This window comes from Clostridium tanneri, from assembly GCF_033659955.1.
GTDB lineage: Bacteria > Bacillota > Clostridia > Clostridiales > Clostridiaceae > Clostridium_AM > Clostridium_AM tanneri.
The window spans coordinates 57682-79796 of record NZ_JARUJP010000008.1 but is presented as its reverse complement, the minus strand read 5'-3'; the positions used below and the strand labels follow the sequence as shown (position 1 = coordinate 79796).

Here is a 22115-nt window from a genome sequence, read left to right as displayed (position 1 = left end):
CATGAAGACTCCCATCTTCATGCTTATTTTTTTACCATTCTCCTGCTATTTGTGCACCTTTATGATCTAATTCAAATCTCTTACTGTTAAAATAATTTCCTCCTTTATAGAAGGTAGTATCTACGTTAATCCACTTATCCTCCTCTGGTATATAAACCTGATTCCAGGCATGGCTTACCCAACTTACTCCATTAAAACCTTCACCTGTTATAAGTCTTACCTTTATACCATTGGCTCTGCACATGGCAACATATAAACAAGAATAATCAAAACAAATCCCTTTTCTAGAGTTAAAAGCAGATATTGCACCGGATTCAACATCAAAATCATTATTTAAAACTTTATTGGCCTTGTCATGATCATAAGATATATTGCTACCTACCCAGTTATATAGTGCTCTAGCTTTGATTTTAGTGTTACCATCTTCTTGTACAACACTTCTGGCAAGCTTATCTACTTGACTATTAGATTTTACCCCCTGATCCAAGGTAACTCCATTATAATAAACTATAGTCCTTCCTTTGCTTATAGCTTTACCTGGAGATGTTTCCTTAGAATCATTTTCCCTAACCACTATCTTGAATGAATTATTAATTATGTCTGGCAGCTGTCTAGCTATATTGGAATTGGTAACAGGTATAACTACCTCTTTGCAAATACGACTGTATATCTTTGAGTTCTCTAAATATTTATTTAATCTGCCATTTGTACTAAACATAGATACTACGTTTAGTACAAATGTTACTATAAGTATATAGCATATAGCCTTAGGAACTCCGAAAAATAGCCCTGTTATTCTTTTAAAAAGACTATTTTTTGAGCTTAGATATCTTTCTATGCTATCTAAAATAGGGTAGAAAGTTAAATAGTTAATTAATTCAAAAACAAGCTTTATTATCTTATAGCATATTAATACCATTAACGGTATTATTAAAGCGTAAACAATAAAACTGTTACTTTCTATATATTGAAGTATGTCTGTCGGTATTCTGTTATATATTTCTTTATATATGCCATAATCATGGGTTATAAAAATTCTTTTCCCACAATAGACACCTAAAAAAATAGATACTATAAAAGATATATTCCTATTTACTTCATCAATGTCCCCTTTTAAATCCTGTGAGGAGAACTTAAATAGAAATCCCCTTAATAGAGGATATGAAAATATTAAAACTAACATTAGCGTTACAGGATTAATATTAGTATTTATAGTTATCACCTCTTAAATTTAATAGCGATATTTTATTTAAAGATCTTGATAAGTCAAAATGTCTTTAAGCACTGTTTTTATACTTTCCCATGAATATCCTCTACGTAATAGATAATCACTTAGTTTCTTATAGATCTTTTTATGGTCACTTTCTGATTTTGTTATTATTCTATATCTTTTTTCTGCTAGTTCTCTTATTGAGCTTAATCCATCGTTTTCCTTTAACCTCTCCGATTCATCTTGCTCTTGGAAGTCTTCCCTTACTATCTTTTTTACTACCTTTTGAATCACTTCTAAATTATATCCATTTCTAGACAAATAATCCCATACCTTTTTATAAAGTTTCTTGTAGTTAGTTTCGCTTTTAATGAGTATTTTGTACTTCTTCTCAGCTAGTTTTAAGGCTGCCTCTTCTTCCAAATCTTTATCAAAATCACTCAACGCTTCATTTATTAACTTTTCACTAATTCCTTTCTTTACAAGTTCATACTTTATTCTATTCCTCCCATAGGAATGACTCTTATCATTTACATACATCTTTATAAACTTTTCATCATCAATAAACTTATATTCTTTTAAAAAGTTCATAGCTCGTTTTACTATCTTCTCCTCATAGCCCTTTTCTATAAGCTTGTCATATACTTGCTGCTCTGTTTTATAAGCCCTCTCTACGCTCTTAAGTGCACTATTTTTACACTTTAAGTAGTTATCTTCATCTATTATTTCTTGAAGGTATTCCATATCAGCAATTTTTCCTTTTGAAAGGTTATGAGCATAAATAAGCTCTGCACTACAGGCAAAGGAAAATTCATCGTTTATATAAACATTTACTCTTTCCTTATCTCTCTTTTGTAGTTCAATTTTTGTAATGACTTTTTTATTCATACTTATAATCTCCATTTATTATTCATTTTTAAGTATGTGTATTGTAGGATCCTTAAACACTAATTTAGCTACATTATATATGTCTTCTTTTTTAATCTTTTCTATATCTTCCATGTCCACTGAAAACTTATATATATTCTCATCATCTATGATCTGATGCAATACATAGTTACCTATATCTGTAGCGTCCTCTAGGGTAAATGCAACTGCCGTTCTCAAAACCTTTTTCATAAGTGCTATGGTGCTATCATCAAAAACTATTTCTTCTTTTTTTATTCTTTGAATGCAATCATCAATAGTATTTAAGGTCTCATCGATATTTTCTTCGCTTACTGCTGTGTAAATATATAAGGTTTTAACCTGATTAGTTAAATCTAAATCAGTATAAACATCGTAGGCAAGTCCTCTTTCTTCTCGAAGCTCTCTAAATAATATAGAATTAGCGCTCTCGCCAAATTTGTGATTCAGTATCCTAAGAGCTAACTCCTCTTCCTTACTTACGTTATGAAAAGTAAAAAGATATATTATGGTACTTTGCTCTATGTCCTTTTTATAAGAAATTCTCTTACAAGGTATATTATTTTCAACAATTACTTGCTGTCTCTTAAATTCCTTACATTCCCAATCTTTAAAATACTTTAAAACAATATCTAATACCTCTTCATGGTCAAAGGAAGACACTACAGATATATAACAATTGTTTGGAGCGTAGTTTTCATGATAAAACTTCATAAGTTTTTCCTTATTAAACCTTCTTACTGTCTTTTCATCTCCTATAGTTTCATATCTTAAAGGGCTTTTATTGAAAGCTATTTCATTTATTCTCTTAAAGCTGTAGTCTTCCACATCATCTCTGCTTGTTCTAATCTCCGCTAGTATGACATCTCTCTCCTTCTCAATTTCCTCCTCAGGAAATATAGAATTTATAAGCATGTCTGACAACAGTTCCAATGACTTTTTAAGTTCTTCATTTAAAGCTGTTATACTATATACTGTAGATGTGTTATCAGTATAAGCATTATACTCTCCTCCTAAAGCCTCAAGCTCTTCGTTAAGTTTTTCATTAGTTCTATTTTTAGTTCCCTTGAAAAGCATATGCTCAATAAAATGAGAAATTCCTTTTGAATTTATATCTTCATAAATAGACCCAATTTTTATACCTGCATGTATAGCTGCTAATTGAGTATCCTTCTTTATAGTAACTAATTTTATTCCATTAGGCAGAACCTTCTGTCTAGCATCAAACATATAATTATCTCCTTCAAAATGTATTATAAAAATCTATATTAATGTTATTTGAGAACTTTTCAAATCACTTACCTTATAGATAGTATATCATTATTATAATTTATATCATTAAAAATAAAAAGATATCTAAAGCTTACAATAAATCTCAAAAATTTCTTAAAGATTTTTAAATAAAATTTGCTAATATATACATACTATGTTATGATAGAATTTGTTTTTGTATTATAAAAAAGAAAGAGGAATTTTAATGGAAAATATAAAATTTAATGAATTACAGCTTCATACTAAAGTACTACAGGCTATAGATGCTATGGGATTCGAAGAACCTTCCCAAATTCAAGCTGAAGCGATTCCAGTAGTGCTAGAAGGTCATGATATGATAGGTCAGGCTCAAACTGGTACGGGAAAAACTTTAGCCTTTGGTGCTCCAGTAGTAAGTGGAATAGAAAAAGATAATAAAACATCAGCTTTAGTTCTTACTCCAACTCGTGAATTAGCAATTCAAGTAAATGACGAATTATCACGTATTGCAAAGTTTAAAAGGCTTCAACTTCTTCCTGTCTACGGCGGTCAACCAATTGAAAGACAAATTAAAGCCTTAAGAAGAGGTGTAGAAATAGTTGTAGGAACACCTGGCAGAATATTAGATCATATCAAAAGAAACACCATAGATTTATCAGAAATAAAATTTTTAATACTTGATGAGGCAGATGAAATGCTTAACATGGGTTTCATAGATGATATAGAAGAAATTATCAAGGCTTCAAATAGTGAAAGACAGACCTTACTTTTCTCAGCTACTATGCCAGATCAGATAAAGAGATTAGCTTCTAAATATATGAAAAAAGATGTAAAGCATATTAAAATAGTAAAAAGTGCTTTAACTGTTGAAAAAATAAAACAACATTATTATGAAGTAAAAGCTAAAGACAGATTTGAATCTCTTTGCAGAATCTTAGATGTAGATGAACCTTCCAGTGCCATAGTCTTCTGTAAAACAAAAAAAGGTGTAGATGAGTTAGTTGAATCTATGCAATCAAGAGGATATAATGTTGAAGGTATGCATGGAGATATGAACCAAAATCAAAGACTTAACACTCTTAGAAAATTCAAAGAAGGTACTTTAGACTATTTAGTAGCTACAGATGTTGCCGCAAGAGGTATTGATGTAGATGATGTATCTCACGTAATAAACTATGAACTGCCTCAAGATATAGAATCCTATGTTCATAGAATAGGAAGAACTGGAAGAGCAAATAAGGAAGGTACTGCTTATTCTCTTGTTACTCCTAGAGAGTATATGTTCTTAAAACAAATAGAAAAAGCTACTAAGAGCAAGATAAAGAGAAAAGAAATACCAACTGTTGATGAAATTTTTGAAACAAAGTATAAAAATATAATAAAAAATATTAAGCAAACTCTAGAAGAAGATGACTACAAGAATTTTATTCCAGTAGCAACTGAGCTAGATGAGGAGTATAATTTAGTTGATGTAGCTGCAGCTCTTATGAAGATGATGTTTGAAAAAGAACTCAGCTTTGACTATAGCGAGAATGCTTTAGCATCTACTAATGGTAATGTTAGACTATTCTTATCTGTAGGTAGAATAGATAGAATTTCACCTAAGACTTTATTACAATTCATGAGAACCAATTCCGGTTTAGATGTTGGAGAAATAGGTGATATAGATATATTCGATAAATTTACATTCATGGACGTTCCTGAAAAATTTGTAACTCCTATTATAGATAAGGTTAGTGGAAAGAGATTCCAAGGAAGAAAATTAAATATCGAAGTAGCAAAAAGTAAAAAATAAATAATTATGATGAAGTATTCTCAATTCAAACACTAAATATAAATCAATTCAAACTTACAAAAGGCATACAGACTACGGTCTGCATGCCTTTTGTAATAATGTTAATAAATATTTCCCCTATAAACCTCATAGTCTATATTTTTAAATATGTTATCTAATTCCTCTAAACTAGCAACGTATTTAATGTCAATACTATCTTTAGTTATGTCTTCATATAACTTATTAAATCTCTCTAAATGAGTATTAACTCTTTTTACTGCATACTCTACAGTTGTATTATTTTTAATAATAAATGGCCAGTCAGATGATTCCGCTAACATCAATTCTCTGGCAGCCTGGTTAAGTGCTCTTCTTTGAGTGTCCGTAGGACTAGAATAAGTATTGGCAAGTCTTATCATTGCCTCTGCACATTTGTGGAGTTCCCTATATATCCAGTGATTAGATGGATTTATCCATACAGAAAAATCTCCATTCTCTCCCCAACTGGAGGGATTGGGACTGCTGCACTGTACTATTGGATATTTATCTAGATACTGTGATGGAGTTATTAGGCTATAGTTAGTCCAATTTTCTGAAGACCTTCTTATGAAATTGTCTATGAAATCTGGTCCCTCAAACCACCAATGTCCAAAAAGCTCTGTATCATAAGGACATGTTATTGTTGGAGGCTGCTCCATATGTTTACTAATATAGTCAATTTGGTTATGTCTGCTGGATGCAAAATGATCTGCATGCTCTTTAACTTTAATTAAAGCATTCTCCCTATTGTAGTATTCCTTATCATCGGTTTTTCCAGTAATCTTATAATACTTTATGCCAGTATCTAGTCTTATACCACTCTTGTTTATATATGGCTTAATATATTCATTTGGTAGTTCATACCCTATGTCCCTATAAAATTCTCTATAGTTAAAGTCACCTGGATACCCTGTAAAATTACTCCACACTTGATAAGAAGATTCCATGTCCCTTGCAAAAGCACAAATTCCATTAGGGGTAGAAATTGGTGCATGTGTTCCATACTTAGGTTTAGGAGATCCATTAAGTACTGCTTTGTTTTCCGATATGAAATACTGTATTCCAAATTCCTTAAGTATAGAGTCTAAAGAATAACTATATGCACATTCTGGTAACCATATCCCTTTAGGAGCATGCCCTATACAATCTATGTAGGATTGCACACCTGTAGCTATCTGTGCTTTAACCGTTTCTTGATTAATTGTCAACAATGGTAATAATCCGTGGGTAGCGGCACAAGTTATTATTTCTAGATACCCTAATTTATCAAACTTTTTAAATGCATTCATTAAATTATAATCATATTGTTTATATATAGTTAGTAATTTATTAAACCTATCATTATAAAATAAAGACAATCTATTTAGTTCACTATTACTATTAGTTCTGACTATCTCTTTTTCTGAGAGTTCTATAGATTTATTTAGATATTCTAAATACCTCCTCTGAAGATATTCATCTTGCAGCATGCTCATAAGAGTCGGAGTTATAGACATAGTAATTTGAAATTTAATATTGTCTTTTATTAAGTTATCATATACATCTATTAAAGGTATATAACACTCACTGATAGCTTCAAAAAGCCACCTTTCTTCCATGGCATCATCTATTTCTGGATGCCTTACAAAAGGCATATGACTGTGAAGCACTATTGAAACATATCCTTTAACCATATTTTACCCCCATATCATTATACAATTTGTCTATATTTTCTCAAAGAACATATACTATTTGTTTCCTGAAGAATTTAATTTATACTTTTTCATCATTTCATCAAAGTAATCATCGAAGAAACTATTCTTGTAGTGCCTCTCTCCTATTATTATTTCAGGATAGTAGAAGTGTTTTTTTTTATATTTGAAAATGGATAAGGTTTAGGTTCCTTATGTTCAATATGATCTATTTTATCTTCTTCATATCTTGGAAGAGCTACTTCTGAATTAAAGTTAACCTTTTGAGAAAGATCAACGAAATATACAGAGGTATCTGCAGATTCTAAATCTCTAGGAGTTGTGACAGTATTAGATACTGCGAAAGCTGCAAAAGTATTGTCTGGAAGCACCCTCCCCATCTTTATAAATATATCCAAATCACCTTTGTCCATATCTATATACCAATTGTTTGCAAAGGCATCTATAAAAATTGTTTTTATTTCTCTAGGAATACCATTTTCCACAGAATAAACTTTAAGAACAGGTTTAGAATTTTTCCATGAATTCTCTCCATATCTATCTTCAAATTCTTTTACAGTCATAGGTGAAACGTTAAAATAACAAAATATCTTCTTTGAGCTTTGAACCATTAAAATCAACTTAGATTTCTCGTTAACTACCATAAACTCCCCCCAAAAACATAATAAACATATTATAACTTAAAATACAATATATGTCACTTGGTTGGTATAAAACTTTTATATAACACTTTCCAACCTTCTTTGGTATAATATATTTGATTAAAAAACTAGGGAAAGGAAGAAAACAAATGACAAAAATAAACTTTAAGGGTAGTGCTATGTTAAATCCTGTACCTGCCGTACTTATAACTTCTAAAAACAGTGAAGGCAAAGTAAATGTTTTTACTGTAGGCTGGGTTGGAACTGCCTGTACAAGACCTCCTATGGTGACAGTGGCTATAAGACCAGAAAGGTTGTCCTATGCTTATATTAAAGAACTTGGTGAATTCGTAATAAATCTCCCTTCAAAAGACCTAGTTAAAACTGTTGATTTTTGTGGAGTTAGATCTGGTAAGAATATAGACAAAATTAAGGAATGTGATTTAACATTGGAGGATAGTGAAAAGGTTCAGGTTCCTGGTATAAAGGAATGTCCTGTAACAATAGAATGCAGGGTTAAAAATATAACTCCACTAGGAAGTCATGATCTTTTCCTGGCGGAGGTATTAGCAGTTAATGTAGAAGATACCTTAATCGATGACAACGGTAAAATTCGCCTGGAAAAAGCAGATTTAATAGCTTATTCTCATGGAGAGTATTTTTCATTACCTTCTAAACCTTTAGGCAAGTTCGGTTACTCTGTTCAAAAAAGAAAAAAAAGCAAGAGCAAGTTGAAAAAATAATCCTGTAACATGTCCCTCCTACATAGACTTATGTTAGGAGGGATATTTTATGTCAACTTTTAAAAAGCTATTGTTCACCTTAATGTTTATACTAATTATTGAGATTATTTTAATATACATAAGATATAAAATAGCTTGAATAACCTCTTGTGCTATAACAGAAACAACAGTAACATTTCGTAATCTCTTGAATAATATAAAATTATCAATGTTTGGAGGTATAATAATGTTATGTAACCAATGTTATCGCTGCCCCTTCTCTATGCATCGTCTATGCGGTGAATACTGTGCCTTCGGCTATCCACAACATAATTACCCTTTAAAAAATCAATTTAGGAACACTACGGAAGATCTATATGATGATTTATACGATGATCTACCCTATATTCCTGAAGAAATATTACCAGAAGATGAGCTAGATTATATTGAAGAAGAATATTACTTAGATGGAGTTCGAGCTCCACAGGGAGAAATAAATAGAATATTAGGTTTATTAGCTGCCAGGCAGCCTAATGTCTTTAACGAGCTAAACAGGTATGGTATAGACCGAAGAACCTCAACCTTCTTATTTAGGCTAGTTATAGGTTATGTATTGGATAATGAAGCAAATTTGACAGGAACTCAGAATCAAAAAGTAGATGCCCTTTTAACAGACTTCGAGAGAAGATATAGAACAGTTCTAGCAACTTATATTGCTAGAGGGGTACCTCGCAATAGTTTAAATAATATTTTAAGAACTGTTATAAGATTTGCGTTAAATAACCTAAGACCAGGTCCTCGTCCTACACCTAGACCAACCCCTAGACCAACTCCAACAGATGGTTGGAGCAGATGGGAAAATCTTGGTGGCAAATTAACTTCTGGTCCTGGCGCTGCCTCCTGGCAGGCTAATAGATTGGATGTATTTGTTAGAGGAACTGACAATGCTTTATATCATAAGTGGTGGGATGGCTCAAGATGGAGTGATTTCGAAAACCTTGGCGGCGTTTTAACCTCATCACCAGATGCTGTATCCTGGGGAAGAAATAGAATAGATGTATTTGCCAGAGGAACTGATAACGCAATGTGGCACATTTGGTGGGATGGTTCAAGGTGGAGCCAATGGGAAAGCCTAGGCGGTGTTCTAACTTCTGCTCCGGCTGTAGCATCTTGGGCTTCTAATAGGCTAGACACCTTTGTCAGAGGAACTGACAATCAACTATACCACAAATGGTGGGACGGTTCTAAGTGGAGCAACTGGGAAGCATTAGGTGGAGTCCTAACATCTGCTCCGGCAGCAGTATCTTGGGGACCTAATCGTATAGATGTATTTGCTCGTGGTCAAAATAATGCAATGTGGCATATTTGGTGGGATGGTTCAAGATGGAGCAACTGGGAAGATCTTGGCGGCAACTTAACTTCTGATCCAGCGGCCTCTTCTAGAGGAGCTAATACAATAGACTGTTTTGCTAGAGGCAGAAACAATCAATTGATATACAAGAGTTGGAACGGAACCAGGTGGAGCAATTGGGAAAACCTTGGTGGAAATCTAAACTCAGAACCTGCTTCAGTTTCTTGGTCATCTAACCGTATAGATGTATTTGCCCGTGGACAAAATGATCAATTAATTCATAGTTGGCGAACTTTTAGGTAGTACTCACTAACAACAAGTAATTAGCCTTTATTTTATAAAATAATATGAAGCCTATAGAGTTTAATATATACTATAGGCTTCTGAGTATTACAGCTATATTTTTATAGGCTTACTAAAATATAGCTATTTAAAATTACTTACATATTAGCTTAAAGTATTAATTTGGCATAAACTGTCTATAATTAATTTATATAATAATAAATTACTACTTAAAACTAGCCTGCTAAAAGATACAACTTTTAGCTATTTTATTGTGTTATTTGCTTAGTAATATTATAATTATGTAGTAGCGAAAAATGACATATACTATAAAAGTTTAAAATATAAGATTGTAGGTGGTTTTTATGAAAAATGTAATGTTAACAGAAGCTGGCAAGAAAAAACTAGAAGAAGAGTTAGAATACTTAAAAACAGTTAAAAGGGTAGAAATTAAAACTGCTTTAAAACATGCTCGTGCTCAAGGTGACTTAAGTGAGAATGCCGATTATTCTGCTGCTAAGGATGATCAGTCCATGAATGAAACTAGAATAATGGAGTTAGAAGAGCAGTTAAAAAATGCAGTTATAATAGAGGACTCAGAGGAAGCAGATGTCTTTGGTATAAACAAAACTGCAGTAGTTAAGTTTTATGATATAGATGATGAAGAAGAAGTTACATTAGTAAGTTCTGTTGAAGCAGACGCTAAAAACATGAAAATAAGCATCGAGTCTCCTTTAGGAAGTACGCTATATAAATTAAAGGTAGGTCAAAAGAGAACAGTAGCTTCACCAGACGGAGAGTACGATGTAGAAGTTATAAAGATATTAGACTAGTACATAATTTCATACAAGTAGTCTGATAAAAGTTAATAATCAAACATAATAGAATTAAAGCTATTGACAGGTAAATACTCCATGTGGTAACATATTTATATATGAAGTTATATTTAATTTTTGAAAAGACATTCACACATAATGGCCTATTATTGTGTGTGTAATGAGAGCATATAAATCTGATGAGATTATTCTCTTGGATTCATATGCTCTTTTTTAATGAATAAATATAATAAGGAGGAATGTTATATGATGAAAAACTTAAGGAGTTATTTTTTAATTTTACTTGGTGGATTATTAGTTGCAATTGGTACCTATTTCTTTCTTGCTCCAAACAAAATTGCTGCTGGTGGAATAAGTGGAGCTGCAATAATTATTAATAGCATCTTCCCTCAATTACCAATAGGTGGATTAATGATGGTTATGGAGATTATATTATTTACAATTGGAATTATAGTAATTGGTCCTGTTTTCGGCGGAAGAACTATTTTTTGTAGTTTTTCAATCTCTGGAATGGTTTTACTATTAGAAAAGGTACATCCTAATGTTAAACCATTAAGTAATGATATTTTAGTTCAGCTAATCTTTGGCATATTGATATGCGGCTTAGGTATGGCTATTGTATTTAATCAAAATGCTTCAACAGGCGGAACAGACATAATTGCTAAAATAATAAATAAATACTTTAAAGTAAGCATAGGTAAATCCCTTTTAGCTGCGGATATTGTCATTACTATGGCTGCTACAGCAATATTGGGAGTAGATAAAGGTCTTTATGCAATATTAGGTGTTATTGTTACTTCTACAGTTATAGACAAGGTTATTGCAAGCCTTAACACTTATAAACAGGTAGCAATAATCAGCAAAGAAGGAGAAGTTATCAAAAATTATATAATGCAGGAATTAGATAGAAGTGCTACTATATACTACGCAAAAGGTGCTTATAAAAATGATGAGAGCGAAGTTATAACTACCGTAGTTGATAGAAAGCAATTTCTAAAGTTAAAGGATTATATAGGAAACATCGATAGCAGAGCTTTTATTACAGTAAATGAAGTAAATGAAGTCCTTGGTGAAGGTTTTGCTGAAATGGCTTAGTTTTTATAAACTTAAAGGAGCAGTTTTTATTCTGCTCCTTTTTTATTGTTAAAAAGATTTTATATATAATTTTAAATCTACTTTATGTAGGTTACTACGTCTCTATTTCTTTCTGGAATTCTAGTTGGTCTCACCTGCTTATATCCAAAGGTAACAGCATAATAAGGAGTGTATCCTTCCGGTATGTTTAGTTTTTTCATTTCTTCTTCCTGTTCAAAAAAGAAGCTTACAAGACCAATCCAGCAGGAACCTATATTTAAACTTTCAGCTGCAAGCATCATGTTTTCAATTGCTGCTGAGCAATCTGTTAATGATGAATAGGCCTCCTTTTTTCCTGAAACAATGATAACTGTAGGTGCATTGTAAAAAAGGTGAAGCTTTTCATTGGTTCCCATCTTCTCTATCCAATCTACACCACAATTAGTCATAAAGCCTTTAGTTGTTATACTGATATGATCAAGCAATTCTTTATTCTGTATAACAGTAAAATGCCATGGCTGTTCGTTATGAGCAGTAGGTGCATAGATACCTGCCTCTATTATGGTATTTAGCTCCTCATCCCTTATCTGCTCTGGTAGATATCTTCTAATACTTCTTCTATTTTTGATGTTTTCAACTATTGCGTTCATTTACAAAAGCCTCCTCTATTCTATAACCTTAATATACTTTTAAAAGTATAACCTAATCATTCCATTATATCAATAACCATAATTCTATTACTTACACCTAAGCTGCATCATAAATTAAAACCCTGTTGGGGATATATCCTATTTAGATATATCCCCAACAGGGTTTTATTAAACATTTATTTTAAATTTTCCTATGGTTACTCTCCTAAGATTTCCTTGTTTAAATCTGCCAATAAAGCATCTAAGCTTATTCCATGAATTGCTACTGCTTGTTCAATTGATTCTGCTTGTGAAGATGGGCATCCTACACATCCCATTCCATGATTCATTAATATCTCAGCTGCTTTATCGCTCATTCTTAAAACTTCACCTATTAATGTACTACCTGTTATTTTCATTTATAACCCTCCTTATATTTAAAAACACCTTATATCATAATTTTTAATTTCTCTTATGTACTACTTATAGTTTTATTTTAATAGATTTGATTCCTATTTTCTGTAACCTGTGTTACCAATGCAAAATATTTTTTAATAATTAAAACTAGAAAATAGTAATCATCTAAAACCTAAAGTTTTTATCCGTCTCTTAATTTTACTAGAAATAAATTAAATAATCGGTAACTTCTGTTACAGAAAAAATAAATGTTTAATAGTATAATGAATTTCATAAAATAAGAAAAACAAAGCTTATAGTTAAGTAAAAAAGAGAGGAGAACATAATTATGAGTAGATTTTTAGCACCAATTCATACTTGGTTATTTAACAAAATAAGATTATATGAAAACTTAGAGGCAGGTTTAGTAAAAAACTATACAGAAAAATACGGCAAGGATGTAGAAGCTTTATATAATCAAATACAAGAAAGACATGGTCACCCTTTAGAAGATAAGCCTATTGAAGAGTTAATTGATGTTTCAAATATTCATGGATGGCTTCAAAACAAGATATCTATTGCTGAAACAAGACAGGCAGCATTACTTACTGAGTTAACAAATAAGCATGGTGAAGAGGTTAAAAATATAGCTCTTAACCATTATTCTAGCCAGGGTAGTGAATGCGGCAGGGATGCAGCTGCAAAATATGAAGTTAATAGTGCTCCTGAACTTTACCAGGCCTTAAATAACTATATCTTAGAAGGAATGCCTTGTGACAGAGTTAATGTTACAACTGTAAATACTGAAGACAAGTTAGAATGGAAAAATGAAATGTGTCTTCATAGAGGTTATTGGGATGCTGTAAGTGGAGATATAAGCTTTTTCTATGAATTAAGAGATGCTTGGATTAAATCCTTCGTAGAAGATGCTAATGATAACTTTGTTTATAATGCAAATCGTAATGAATCTACTTTTGAAATTGTAAGAAAATAATTATTGAGCCGGATGATAGTACCTCTCCGGCTTTAAATTATGCTTTAATAAGTGAATTAAACTTCTATTCTTTATGGTACAATTTCTTCAGTATTAAAAAATATCACTGTCTTTAGGAGCCTTTTTTACTCCACTTAGATTCTAACTCATCTAACATTCTCATGTAATTGCCTTGTGTATTTTTTCCCTCCCCTATTTTCTCCACTTCACCTGCTTCACTATTTACTTCCTCCAGTATTTCTGGACTTAAAGCTCTTCTTGCAAAGGAATATATTGCCTTATCTTCTTTTTCTATATGTCTATTAAGTAAGTCTGTATAGCCTACTGCATTTGCAATAACATCTACCCTTGAATCCTTATCTCCTTCTTTAACTCTCTTTAAGGCCTCTTCAAGGTTTGTGGTAAAAAGTCTTCCTAAATCATGCTCAACAAGCATCCCTGAAAGAGGCGCCTTTACCATATCTCCTATTACCTCTTCCATTCTCTTAAAAAGAATAGATTCTTCTTTATTATGATGATGTTTGTCAGCATAGTTTCTTATAAAATCAATCATTTCATAGAAATCATCCTGAGCTACTTCACCAGTCTCTATTATAGATATACACATTTTTCTAATAACAGCTAATCCTCTTTTTATATTTTTATGTTCTTCTTTCATTAAATCTATAGCATCCATATCAATCCCTCCCATTATAGTTTTTCCTTTTTTTTCTCTTATATGCTATAAAATAAATCTCTACTGTAAGTAGATTAATTACTTTAATCTAAAGTTAACGAATATTTATCCTTAGTTTTGGGTCAACTAGACTTATATTATATTAAAAGATGGTGATATATTTGGCTCAATATATGTTATTGGTTTTACTAATAGTTATAGCCCTTGTATCCTATATTATCATGGTCATTACCATTAACAACCAATTCCTGGGACAGCATGCGGATGAGATACAGCAGATTAATTATATTTACATTAATGGAATAAGAATAAACTATGTTAAAAAAGGTAAAGGTAAGCCTTTACTTCTTGTACACGGCTTTATTAATTCCTTATTAATGTTTGATAAGTTAATTAATATTCTCTCAAAAAACTATACTATCTTTGCTCTAGATCTGATTGGCTTCGGATTTTCCGATAAACATCTAAACTTGACCTATACTAGAAAAAACATGGCAGAACTAGCAGTGAAATTCATGGTATCCCAGGGCTTTGATAAATTTGCTTTAATGGGTCATTCAATGGGAGGCGAAGTTGCCTTAAATATGTCATACTATCACCCTGAAAATATAACTAAATTAATTTTAATAGATGCTACTGGTTGTACAGACATACTTAAGCTTCCTAACTTTATGAAAAAGTTCAGCTTTTTGGGGATTTTTCTATTGAAAATTTCCTTTAGAAACTATTATTTTTTAAAATTCTGCTTTAGGCTAGGCTTCTATGACCAAAAAAACTTTGATAAAAAATTATTTGATAGAATATATTCCATCCTTCTTCGGATACCTATTAAAACCTTATATAAGTTCGGTATACAAGGAGATAGAATGCTGATAAAAGATAAAATTCCGCTTATAGACACAGATACCCTTATAATTTGGGGTAGGGATGATAGAATAGTCCCTTTAAAACAAGGTGAATCATTAAATAGAAAGATTAAAAACAGTAAATTGCTAGTTATAGACAACTGCGGGCACATACCCTTTGTAGAGAAACTGGAACCTTTTATATCCTCTTTACAAAAATATCTCTAGTATCATCAAGATATTCATTAATTCTACCTATACTTATAAAAAACTGCTTAAAGGCTCTTTACTTTAGATTATAAAGAGCCTTTAAATAATTAATATTATATTTTTTATTTACTTTTTTAAAATAGCAATTCTAATCTGTTGGCTCAAACTGATCCTTACCTACTCCACATAATGGACATACCCAATCATCTGGTACATCTTCAAAGGATGTGCCTGGTTCTACACCGTTATCTGGGTCTCCTACTTCTGGATCATAAATATATCCACATGCAATACATAAATATTTTGTCATAAAAATCTCTCCTTTTAACATAGTTATTTTGATCTAAAAGTAATACTGTAAAAGTTTATGTAATCGCCATTTATATTATTCAGAGATTAAAATAAACCCTTAATTCCTCCTTGGCTCTGCAAAGCTTGGTGGTGTTGGATTTGGATTTTCAAAGAATTTTCCTGGTGTTGATAAATCAAAGTATAGTCTTGAATCTTCTGTTACTCCAAAATCCTTATTTGATGCTTCATTTTTCATTTTATTTAAAGCTTCTCTAAATAAAGCATTATGTGCTTCTTCACGATTTAGTAAGAAATCTATAGTTTTTCTTACTTCCTTATCATTTATCTGACGGTATAAGTACTCGTAAACCACCTTTGCTCTTTGTTCTGCTGCAATATCTGATAGTAAGTCTGCCGTGATATCTCCAGTTACATTTACGTAATGTGCTGTCCATGGATCACCGGATGAGTTTATTAACATAGGTGATAAGCCACTAAGTACATGAGCTTCAATATTACCTGCGGATACTTGGCTAGCATTTACTTCATGCCCATTAAGAAGATTAATAGTTTGTGCTACCATCTCCATGTGGCTCATTTCCTCTGCAGCTATATCTAAGAATAAATCCTTTATAGCTGGGTCTTTTATTCTAAAGCTTTGAGACATATATTGAAGGGCAGCCTTTAATTCACCATTGGCACCGCCTAGTTGTTCCTGCAGTAATACTGCATATTGTGGGTTTACTCTTTCAACTTTAACATCTTGCAATAAGCTTTTATCGTGTTTAAACATTAATATAACACCTCCATACAAATATTATTTAAATAAGTCACCTTAATTATAGCTAGTAAAGATTTCCTAAACCTAATTAGTCTTATCTATTTATCTCTTGGTGATTACTGGAATAATTTTTCTAACTAATGGTAATACTGTGATTAGTGCTGTATTTAGAGGAGGTGTCTTGATATGAGAATTCCAAATCATATTGGAATTATACCAGACGGAAATAGACGTTGGGCCGTAAAAAATGGCTTAAATAAAGAACAGGGTTATGGCCCTGGATTAAACCCCGGATTAGAACTTTTTAAAATTTGTAAAGGACTCGGCGTAAAGGAGTTAACCTATTATGGTTTTACTACTGACAATACTAAACGTCCCTCAGTTCAAACTAGAGCCTTTACAATAGCATGTATAGAGGCAGTTAAAATACTTGCAAAAGAGGATGCTTCTCTCTTAGTTGTTGGAAATACTGACTCACCTATGTTTCCTAAAGAACTACTGCCTTTCACCGAAAGAAAGACTTTTGGCGACGGATCTATGAAAGTAAACTTTTTAGTTAACTATGGCTGGGAGTGGGATTTAAGTGATGTGATGGATTTAGAGACTACCAATAGAAAATATATAATGGGCACCTTAAAATCGTCGGATATAACCAGAGTAGACTTGATAGTAAGATGGGGAGGAAGAAGAAGACTTAGTGGTTTTCTACCAGTACAGTCTGTGTACTCTGATTTCTACATAATAGATGATTATTGGCCAGACTTTAAGCCTTCACATATATATGACGCTCTGAAATGGTATGATAAACAGGATGTTACATTAGGGGGTTAATCCCTTACATAACTAAGGTAAGTTTTCAGCAGGTAGAATCAAAACCATACCTGCTTTTTCTATCCTATACTATTTGCCCTTTTTTATCGAGCTCTTTACTCCCTTAACTATTTCAGCAATACTGTTATAGGCTTTTAATGTTCCGTAGGTTACTATAGGCCTTCCTATGCTTACTATACCCAATTTCCTAGAAGTAAAACCTCCAATCTTCATCCACATGTTTACCGTTGGGTGCGTATCAACTATTTTTAGTTCTTCTTCTCCTCCTGCTATATTAAAAATATCTTTTATAGCTGGTATCAATAGCTCAGGACTATATTTACGGCCTACAGTATATACCTTGCTCCCAAATTCATCCTTTCCGATATATATCATGTGTCCTAGCTGATTCTTATGTATTTTATCAAAGGTCGGTAATGCTAATAGTTCACTCTTATTTGGTATTCTATCTACAGGTAAGTTGTTTATATGAATATTTGCTGCCGTGGCAGTAGAATGTGTTCCTCCAACATCATGGTAAATTACTATCATTTACAATGACCCCCTTAACTAAGATTTAGTAATATTATTTTACAAAAATCAACTGTATATCTCATACAACTATTAAATATTATTAATTATTTTACTTATAGCTTTAGCAAACTTTGAAAATACTATTAGATGAAAGATAAGTAAAAATAATGATAATAAGGAGTGTTATAAATGACTAAAAAAACAATTAAAAGTTGTTCTTTTGAAACACCTATAGAAAGACATGAAACTGCTTCTTGGGCAAATATTGAAGAAACAAAGCCTGTTTCAAATGTTACTATACCTAGTGATAACGAAGTGAGAAATGCAAAAGACTATGTTGATGATAATCAAAAATAAATCTTGTAGTGATTTTTTAAAAGTCCTTCTGTTCATTGAAGGACTTTTATATTTAAGCTTAAATTACCTACAAGATACTGAAACATAATTGTATTGGTATAATTAAAATAAGCATTATATGATTTATTTTCTCACATAATGCTTATTTTTCTACATTTTATTAACTTTTAAAACTAGTACTGCATATCAGCCAATCTTCTATAAGTTTGATACTTATCCTTAGCGTGCTTTTCAGCAGTTGTAAACATTTCTTCTGCAATATCAGGGAATACAGTTGCTAATGAGCTGTATCTTATTTCGCTATTTATAAACTCTCTAAATGGAGCAGTTGGCTCTTTAGAATCAAGGACAAATGGATTTTTTCCTTCCTCTTTTAGTACTGGATTATATCTGTATAAATGCCAATATCCTGACTCTACAGCCTTCTTTTCTTGTCTTTGACTAGTTCCCATGCCTGATTTTATACCGTGACTGATACATGGAGCATAAGCTATTATTAATGATGGTCCTTTGTACTTCTCTGCTTCAAGTATTGCCTTCATTGTATGATTCATATTTGCTCCCATAGCAATTTGAGCAACGTATACATATCCATAAGTCATAGCCATAAGTCCTAAATCTTTCTTTCTTACCTTTTTACCTGAAGCTGCAAATTTTGCTACTGCTGCAGTTGGAGTAGCCTTAGATGACTGTCCTCCAGTATTTGAGTATATCTCTGTATCCATTACAAAGATATTTACATCTTCACCAGAGGCAAGAACATGGTCTAGTCCGCCGTATCCTATATCGTAAGCCCAACCATCTCCACCTATTAACCAGTGAGACTTTTTAATTAAGAAATCCTTTTTCTCCATTATTTCTTTTAGTATTGGATTAACATTGTAGTTTTCAGATTGTAGGGCCTCTATAACTCTAGTAGAAGCTGATGCAGATGCCTCTCCATCTTCCTTACACTTAAGCCATTCATCAAAAGCTTCCCTAATGTTATCCTTTGCGTCGCCATCCATGTACTGCCTCATTAAATCCGCTATTCTATTTCTCATTTGACCGACAGCTAAGTACATTCCATATCCAAACTCTGCATTATCCTCGAATAGAGAGTTAGCCCAAGATGGCCCCTTTCCTTCAGCATTTACAGTATATGCTATTGATGGAGAACTTGCACCCCAGATAGAGGAGCATCCAGTAGCATTAGCTATCATCATTCTATCGCCAAATAGCTGAGTAAGTAATCTTATATAAGGTGTTTCACCGCATCCTGGACATGCTCCGTTGAACTCTAATAGAGGTCTAGCAAATTGACTTCCTTTTAAAGTCTTCTTATCCATTAAATTATCTTTATTGGTAACTTTGCTGCTTACATATTCCCAATTATCTGCCTGAGCTTCTATTTCCTGTTCTGCAGTCTGCATAACTAGAGCCTTTCCTGGAGCAGGACATACGTCTGCACAGTTTCCGCATCCTGTACAATCTAATGGAGCTACTTGAATACGGAAGCCTAAGCCCTCTAACCCCTTTCCTATAGCTTTCTTAGTTACAAATCCTTCCGGTGCATTTTTCATTTCTTCCTCATCTAATAAGAAGGCTCTTATAGTAGCATGTGGACATACGTAGGCGCATTGGTTACACTGAATACATTTTTCCGGTTGCCACTGAGGCAACATTACTGCAATACCTCTCTTTTCATAAGCAGTAGTTCCCATTGGATGTCTTCCATCTTCCATTCCTTTGAAAGCACTTACTGGAAGCTCATCACCTTCAGCTCTAGCCATAGGTTTTTGAATATTTCTAACGAATTCATTTTTGATTTCACCTACAACTTCCCTATCCTCAGCATTTTTCCATGAATCTGGCACTTTCACTTTTACAAGAGCCTCTATTGCCCTATCTACTGCTGCCTTATTCATATCTACTATTTTTGGACCTTTCTTTCCATAGGTCTTTTCAATGGAATCCTTTAGATATCTAATAGCATCTTCAATAGGAATTACATTTGCTAATTTAAAGAAGGCAGTTTGCATTATCATATTAATTCTTCCGCCTAAACCTATTTCACTAGCAATTTTCACAGCATCTACAGTATAGAAATTAATATTATTTTCAGCAATATATTTCTTAAAGGTTCCTGGAAGCTTTTCCTCTAATTCTTTTTCAGTCCATGGACAGTTTAATACAAATATTCCACCCTTTTTAAGTCCCTTTACTAAATCGAATTGATATACAAAAGATTTATTATGGCATGCCACATAGTCTGCATCATAAACTAAATAAGGAGATTTTATTGGCTGCTTTCCAAATCTTAAATGTGAAACAGTACTTCCTCCTGATTTTTTACTATCGTAGGAAAAATATGCTTGAGCATAGAGATTTGTGTTATCTCCAATTATCTTAATAGCAGATTTATTAGCCCCTACTGTACCGTCAGAACCTAAGCCCCAGAATCTACAGCTTATTGTTCCTTCCGGTGTAGTATCTATAATTTCTTCTTCTTTCAGTGAAGTGTTTGTAACATCATCTACTATACCAATAGTAAACCCATTCTTAGGGTTATCTTTTTTCAAGTTATCAAATACTGAAAGTATTTGTGATGGTCTTGTATCCTTAGAACCTAATCCATATCTTCCGCCTACAATTACAGGCTTATCTTCTCTATTATAGAATAGGTTGGTTACATCAAGATATAATGGCTCTCCTACTGATCCCGGCTCCTTTGTTCTATCTAAAACAGATATTTTCTTTACACTTTTAGGCAAAACATCAAAGAAATATTTTGGTGAGAAAGGTCTGTATAAATGTACTTTAATACGTCCTACTTTCTCTCCCTTTTTCATAAGATAATCTATTGTTTCATCTATGGTATCACATACTGATCCCATTGCTACAATTATGTATTCTGCATTCTCTGCTCCATAGTAGTCAAAAGGATGATATACTCTTCCTGTAATTTTTTCTATTTCTCTCATATAATTTTCTACTACATCAGGAACAGCATCAAAAAATCTATTTGATGACTCTCTTCCTTGGAAGTATATATCTGGATTTTGTGCAGTTCCTGCTACAGTTGGGCGTTCTGGATTTAATGCTCTATCCCTAAACTCCTTTATGGCATCATAATCTACTAACTTGCCTAAATCCTCATAATCTATAACCTCTATTTTTTGATATTCATGAGAAGTTCTAAATCCATCGAAGAAATGTAAAAATGGTACTCTTGATTTAATAGCAGCAAGATGAGCTATAGGGGCAATATCCATAACCTCCTGCACACTTGATGAAGCTAATAATGCAAAACCAGTTTGCCTAGTAGCCATTACGTCTTGGTGATCTCCAAATATTGATAGTGCGTGGGTTGCAATAGCACGAGCACTTACGTGGAAAACTGCTGGAAGAAGTTCTCCAGCCATCTTATACATATTAGGAATCATTAATAGCAATCCTTGTGATGCTGTATAAGTGGTAGTTAGAGCTCCTGCTATAATAGAACCATGCACTGCTCCAGAAGCACCTGCTTCTGACTGTAATTCTGAAACTCTAACTGTCTGCCCAAACAAATTCTTCTTGCCATGAGCGGACCAGTCATCAGCTAATTCTCCCATTGGGGTTGATGGAGTAATGGGGAATATGGCTGCAACATCTGTAAATGCATAGGATGCATAGGTTGCTGCCTGATTTCCATCCATAGTTTTCATAACTTTAGCCATAAGATTAACCCTCCTAGCGGTTACTAAATTTAAAGTTCAGATTTTTCTCTAACTTATTATTTGAAATAGAAAAATTATCATACATAAAAACTAGAATTTTATTATTTTTATTAC

The 22115-nt window shown here is 32.5% G+C and carries 21 protein-coding genes; 9 read left to right on the top strand and 12 right to left on the bottom strand.

Features of this window, described 5'->3' with window-relative positions:
- Nucleotides 1-31: 31 nt before the first annotated feature.
- The 3 genes from P8V03_RS08770 to P8V03_RS08760 form a co-directional block, all read right to left on the bottom strand.
- Entirely contained in the window at nucleotides 32-1183 is a 1152-nt protein-coding gene (locus tag P8V03_RS08770) for a transglutaminase-like domain-containing protein (protein WP_318797893.1), read from the bottom strand.
- 66 nt (nucleotides 1184-1249) lie between these two features.
- Nucleotides 1250-2098, bottom strand: coding sequence for a recombination regulator RecX (gene recX, locus P8V03_RS08765; protein WP_318797892.1), 849 nt, complete (start codon nucleotides 2096-2098; stop codon nucleotides 1250-1252).
- Nucleotides 2099-2116: 18 nt separating this feature from the next.
- Complete coding sequence (locus P8V03_RS08760) at nucleotides 2117-3346, bottom strand: M16 family metallopeptidase (RefSeq protein ID WP_318797891.1); 1230 nt, start codon at nucleotides 3344-3346, stop codon at nucleotides 2117-2119.
- Nucleotides 3347-3593: 247 nt separating this feature from the next.
- On the opposite strand from P8V03_RS08760, the gene P8V03_RS08755 reads away from it, so the two are divergent.
- Nucleotides 3594-5162 carry a DEAD/DEAH box helicase gene (locus tag P8V03_RS08755; protein WP_261672890.1) on the top strand — a complete coding sequence of 523 codons (1569 nt, stop codon included), beginning with the start codon at nucleotides 3594-3596 and terminating at the stop codon, nucleotides 5160-5162.
- Between the two features lie 101 nt (nucleotides 5163-5263).
- On the opposite strand, the gene P8V03_RS08750 is transcribed toward P8V03_RS08755, so the two are convergent.
- Together P8V03_RS08750 and P8V03_RS08745 are read right to left on the bottom strand one after the other, a co-directional pair.
- The gene (locus P8V03_RS08750) at nucleotides 5264-6853 is read right to left on the bottom strand and encodes a glycoside hydrolase family 57 protein (protein ID WP_318797890.1); all 1590 of its coding nucleotides are present in this window, start codon (nucleotides 6851-6853) and stop codon (nucleotides 5264-5266) included.
- Between the two features lie 149 nt (nucleotides 6854-7002).
- Complete coding sequence (locus P8V03_RS08745) at nucleotides 7003-7515, bottom strand: DUF4912 domain-containing protein (RefSeq protein WP_318797889.1); 513 nt, start codon at nucleotides 7513-7515, stop codon at nucleotides 7003-7005.
- Between the two features lie 146 nt (nucleotides 7516-7661).
- Here P8V03_RS08745 and P8V03_RS08740 point away from each other — a divergent pair, with 146 nt between their 5' ends.
- The 4 genes from P8V03_RS08740 (at nucleotide 7662) to P8V03_RS08725 (ending at nucleotide 11798) form a co-directional block, all read left to right on the top strand.
- A complete protein-coding gene (locus P8V03_RS08740) occupies nucleotides 7662-8255 on the top strand; it encodes a flavin reductase family protein (RefSeq protein ID WP_318797888.1) in 594 nt (197 codons plus the stop codon).
- A gap of 385 nt (nucleotides 8256-8640) precedes the next feature.
- Complete coding sequence (locus P8V03_RS08735) at nucleotides 8641-9888, top strand: PLL family lectin (RefSeq protein ID WP_428978970.1); 1248 nt, start codon at nucleotides 8641-8643, stop codon at nucleotides 9886-9888.
- A 344-nt stretch (nucleotides 9889-10232) separates the two neighbouring features.
- On the top strand, nucleotides 10233-10700 hold the full coding sequence (greA, locus tag P8V03_RS08730) for a transcription elongation factor GreA (RefSeq protein WP_318797886.1): 468 nt from the start codon (nucleotides 10233-10235) through the stop codon (nucleotides 10698-10700).
- A gap of 249 nt (nucleotides 10701-10949) precedes the next feature.
- The gene (locus P8V03_RS08725) at nucleotides 10950-11798 is read left to right on the top strand and encodes a YitT family protein (RefSeq protein ID WP_318797885.1); all 849 of its coding nucleotides are present in this window, start codon (nucleotides 10950-10952) and stop codon (nucleotides 11796-11798) included.
- A 77-nt stretch (nucleotides 11799-11875) separates the two neighbouring features.
- On the opposite strand, the gene P8V03_RS08720 is transcribed toward P8V03_RS08725, so the two are convergent.
- Nucleotides 11876-12427: a nitroreductase family protein gene (locus tag P8V03_RS08720; protein ID WP_318797884.1), complete on the bottom strand. Its 552-nt coding sequence runs from the start codon at nucleotides 12425-12427 to the stop codon at nucleotides 11876-11878.
- A gap of 197 nt (nucleotides 12428-12624) precedes the next feature.
- The gene (locus P8V03_RS08715; protein WP_261672899.1) at nucleotides 12625-12825 is read right to left on the bottom strand and encodes a DUF1858 domain-containing protein; all 201 of its coding nucleotides are present in this window, start codon (nucleotides 12823-12825) and stop codon (nucleotides 12625-12627) included.
- Nucleotides 12826-13151: 326 nt separating this feature from the next.
- On the opposite strand from P8V03_RS08715, the gene P8V03_RS08710 reads away from it, so the two are divergent.
- Complete coding sequence (locus tag P8V03_RS08710; RefSeq protein ID WP_261672900.1) at nucleotides 13152-13796, top strand: hypothetical protein; 645 nt, start codon at nucleotides 13152-13154, stop codon at nucleotides 13794-13796.
- A gap of 112 nt (nucleotides 13797-13908) precedes the next feature.
- On the opposite strand, the gene P8V03_RS08705 is transcribed toward P8V03_RS08710, so the two are convergent.
- On the bottom strand, nucleotides 13909-14472 hold the full coding sequence (locus tag P8V03_RS08705; protein WP_318797883.1) for a hemerythrin domain-containing protein: 564 nt from the start codon (nucleotides 14470-14472) through the stop codon (nucleotides 13909-13911).
- Between the two features lie 161 nt (nucleotides 14473-14633).
- Between P8V03_RS08705 and P8V03_RS08700 the strand changes: the two genes are divergently transcribed.
- A complete protein-coding gene (locus tag P8V03_RS08700) occupies nucleotides 14634-15545 on the top strand; it encodes an alpha/beta fold hydrolase (RefSeq protein WP_318797882.1) in 912 nt (303 codons plus the stop codon).
- A gap of 130 nt (nucleotides 15546-15675) precedes the next feature.
- On the opposite strand, the gene rd is transcribed toward P8V03_RS08700, so the two are convergent.
- Entirely contained in the window at nucleotides 15676-15837 is a 162-nt protein-coding gene (rd, locus tag P8V03_RS08695; protein WP_261672903.1) for a rubredoxin, read from the bottom strand.
- Between the two features lie 99 nt (nucleotides 15838-15936).
- Nucleotides 15937-16611, bottom strand: a complete 675-nt coding sequence (locus P8V03_RS08690) for a manganese catalase family protein (RefSeq protein ID WP_261672904.1) — start codon at nucleotides 16609-16611, stop codon at nucleotides 15937-15939.
- 174 nt (nucleotides 16612-16785) lie between these two features.
- Between P8V03_RS08690 and P8V03_RS08685 the strand changes: the two genes are divergently transcribed.
- Entirely contained in the window at nucleotides 16786-17430 is a 645-nt protein-coding gene (locus tag P8V03_RS08685) for an undecaprenyl diphosphate synthase family protein (RefSeq protein ID WP_261672905.1), read from the top strand.
- Between the two features lie 69 nt (nucleotides 17431-17499).
- Here P8V03_RS08685 and P8V03_RS08680 read toward each other — a convergent pair whose 3' ends face one another.
- Nucleotides 17500-17961 (bottom strand): DUF3189 family protein, encoded by a 462-nt coding sequence (locus P8V03_RS08680; RefSeq protein WP_261672906.1) that lies wholly within the window; start codon nucleotides 17959-17961, stop codon nucleotides 17500-17502.
- Between the two features lie 171 nt (nucleotides 17962-18132).
- Between P8V03_RS08680 and P8V03_RS08675 the strand changes: the two genes are divergently transcribed.
- Nucleotides 18133-18300 carry a CDIF630_02480 family spore surface protein gene (locus P8V03_RS08675; protein ID WP_261672907.1) on the top strand — a complete coding sequence of 56 codons (168 nt, stop codon included), beginning with the start codon at nucleotides 18133-18135 and terminating at the stop codon, nucleotides 18298-18300.
- 173 nt (nucleotides 18301-18473) lie between these two features.
- Here the strand turns inward: P8V03_RS08675 and nifJ are convergent, their stop codons facing one another.
- Nucleotides 18474-22001 carry a pyruvate:ferredoxin (flavodoxin) oxidoreductase gene (nifJ, locus tag P8V03_RS08670; RefSeq protein ID WP_261672908.1) on the bottom strand — a complete coding sequence of 1176 codons (3528 nt, stop codon included), beginning with the start codon at nucleotides 21999-22001 and terminating at the stop codon, nucleotides 18474-18476.
- Between the last annotated feature and the right edge of the window lie 114 nt (nucleotides 22002-22115).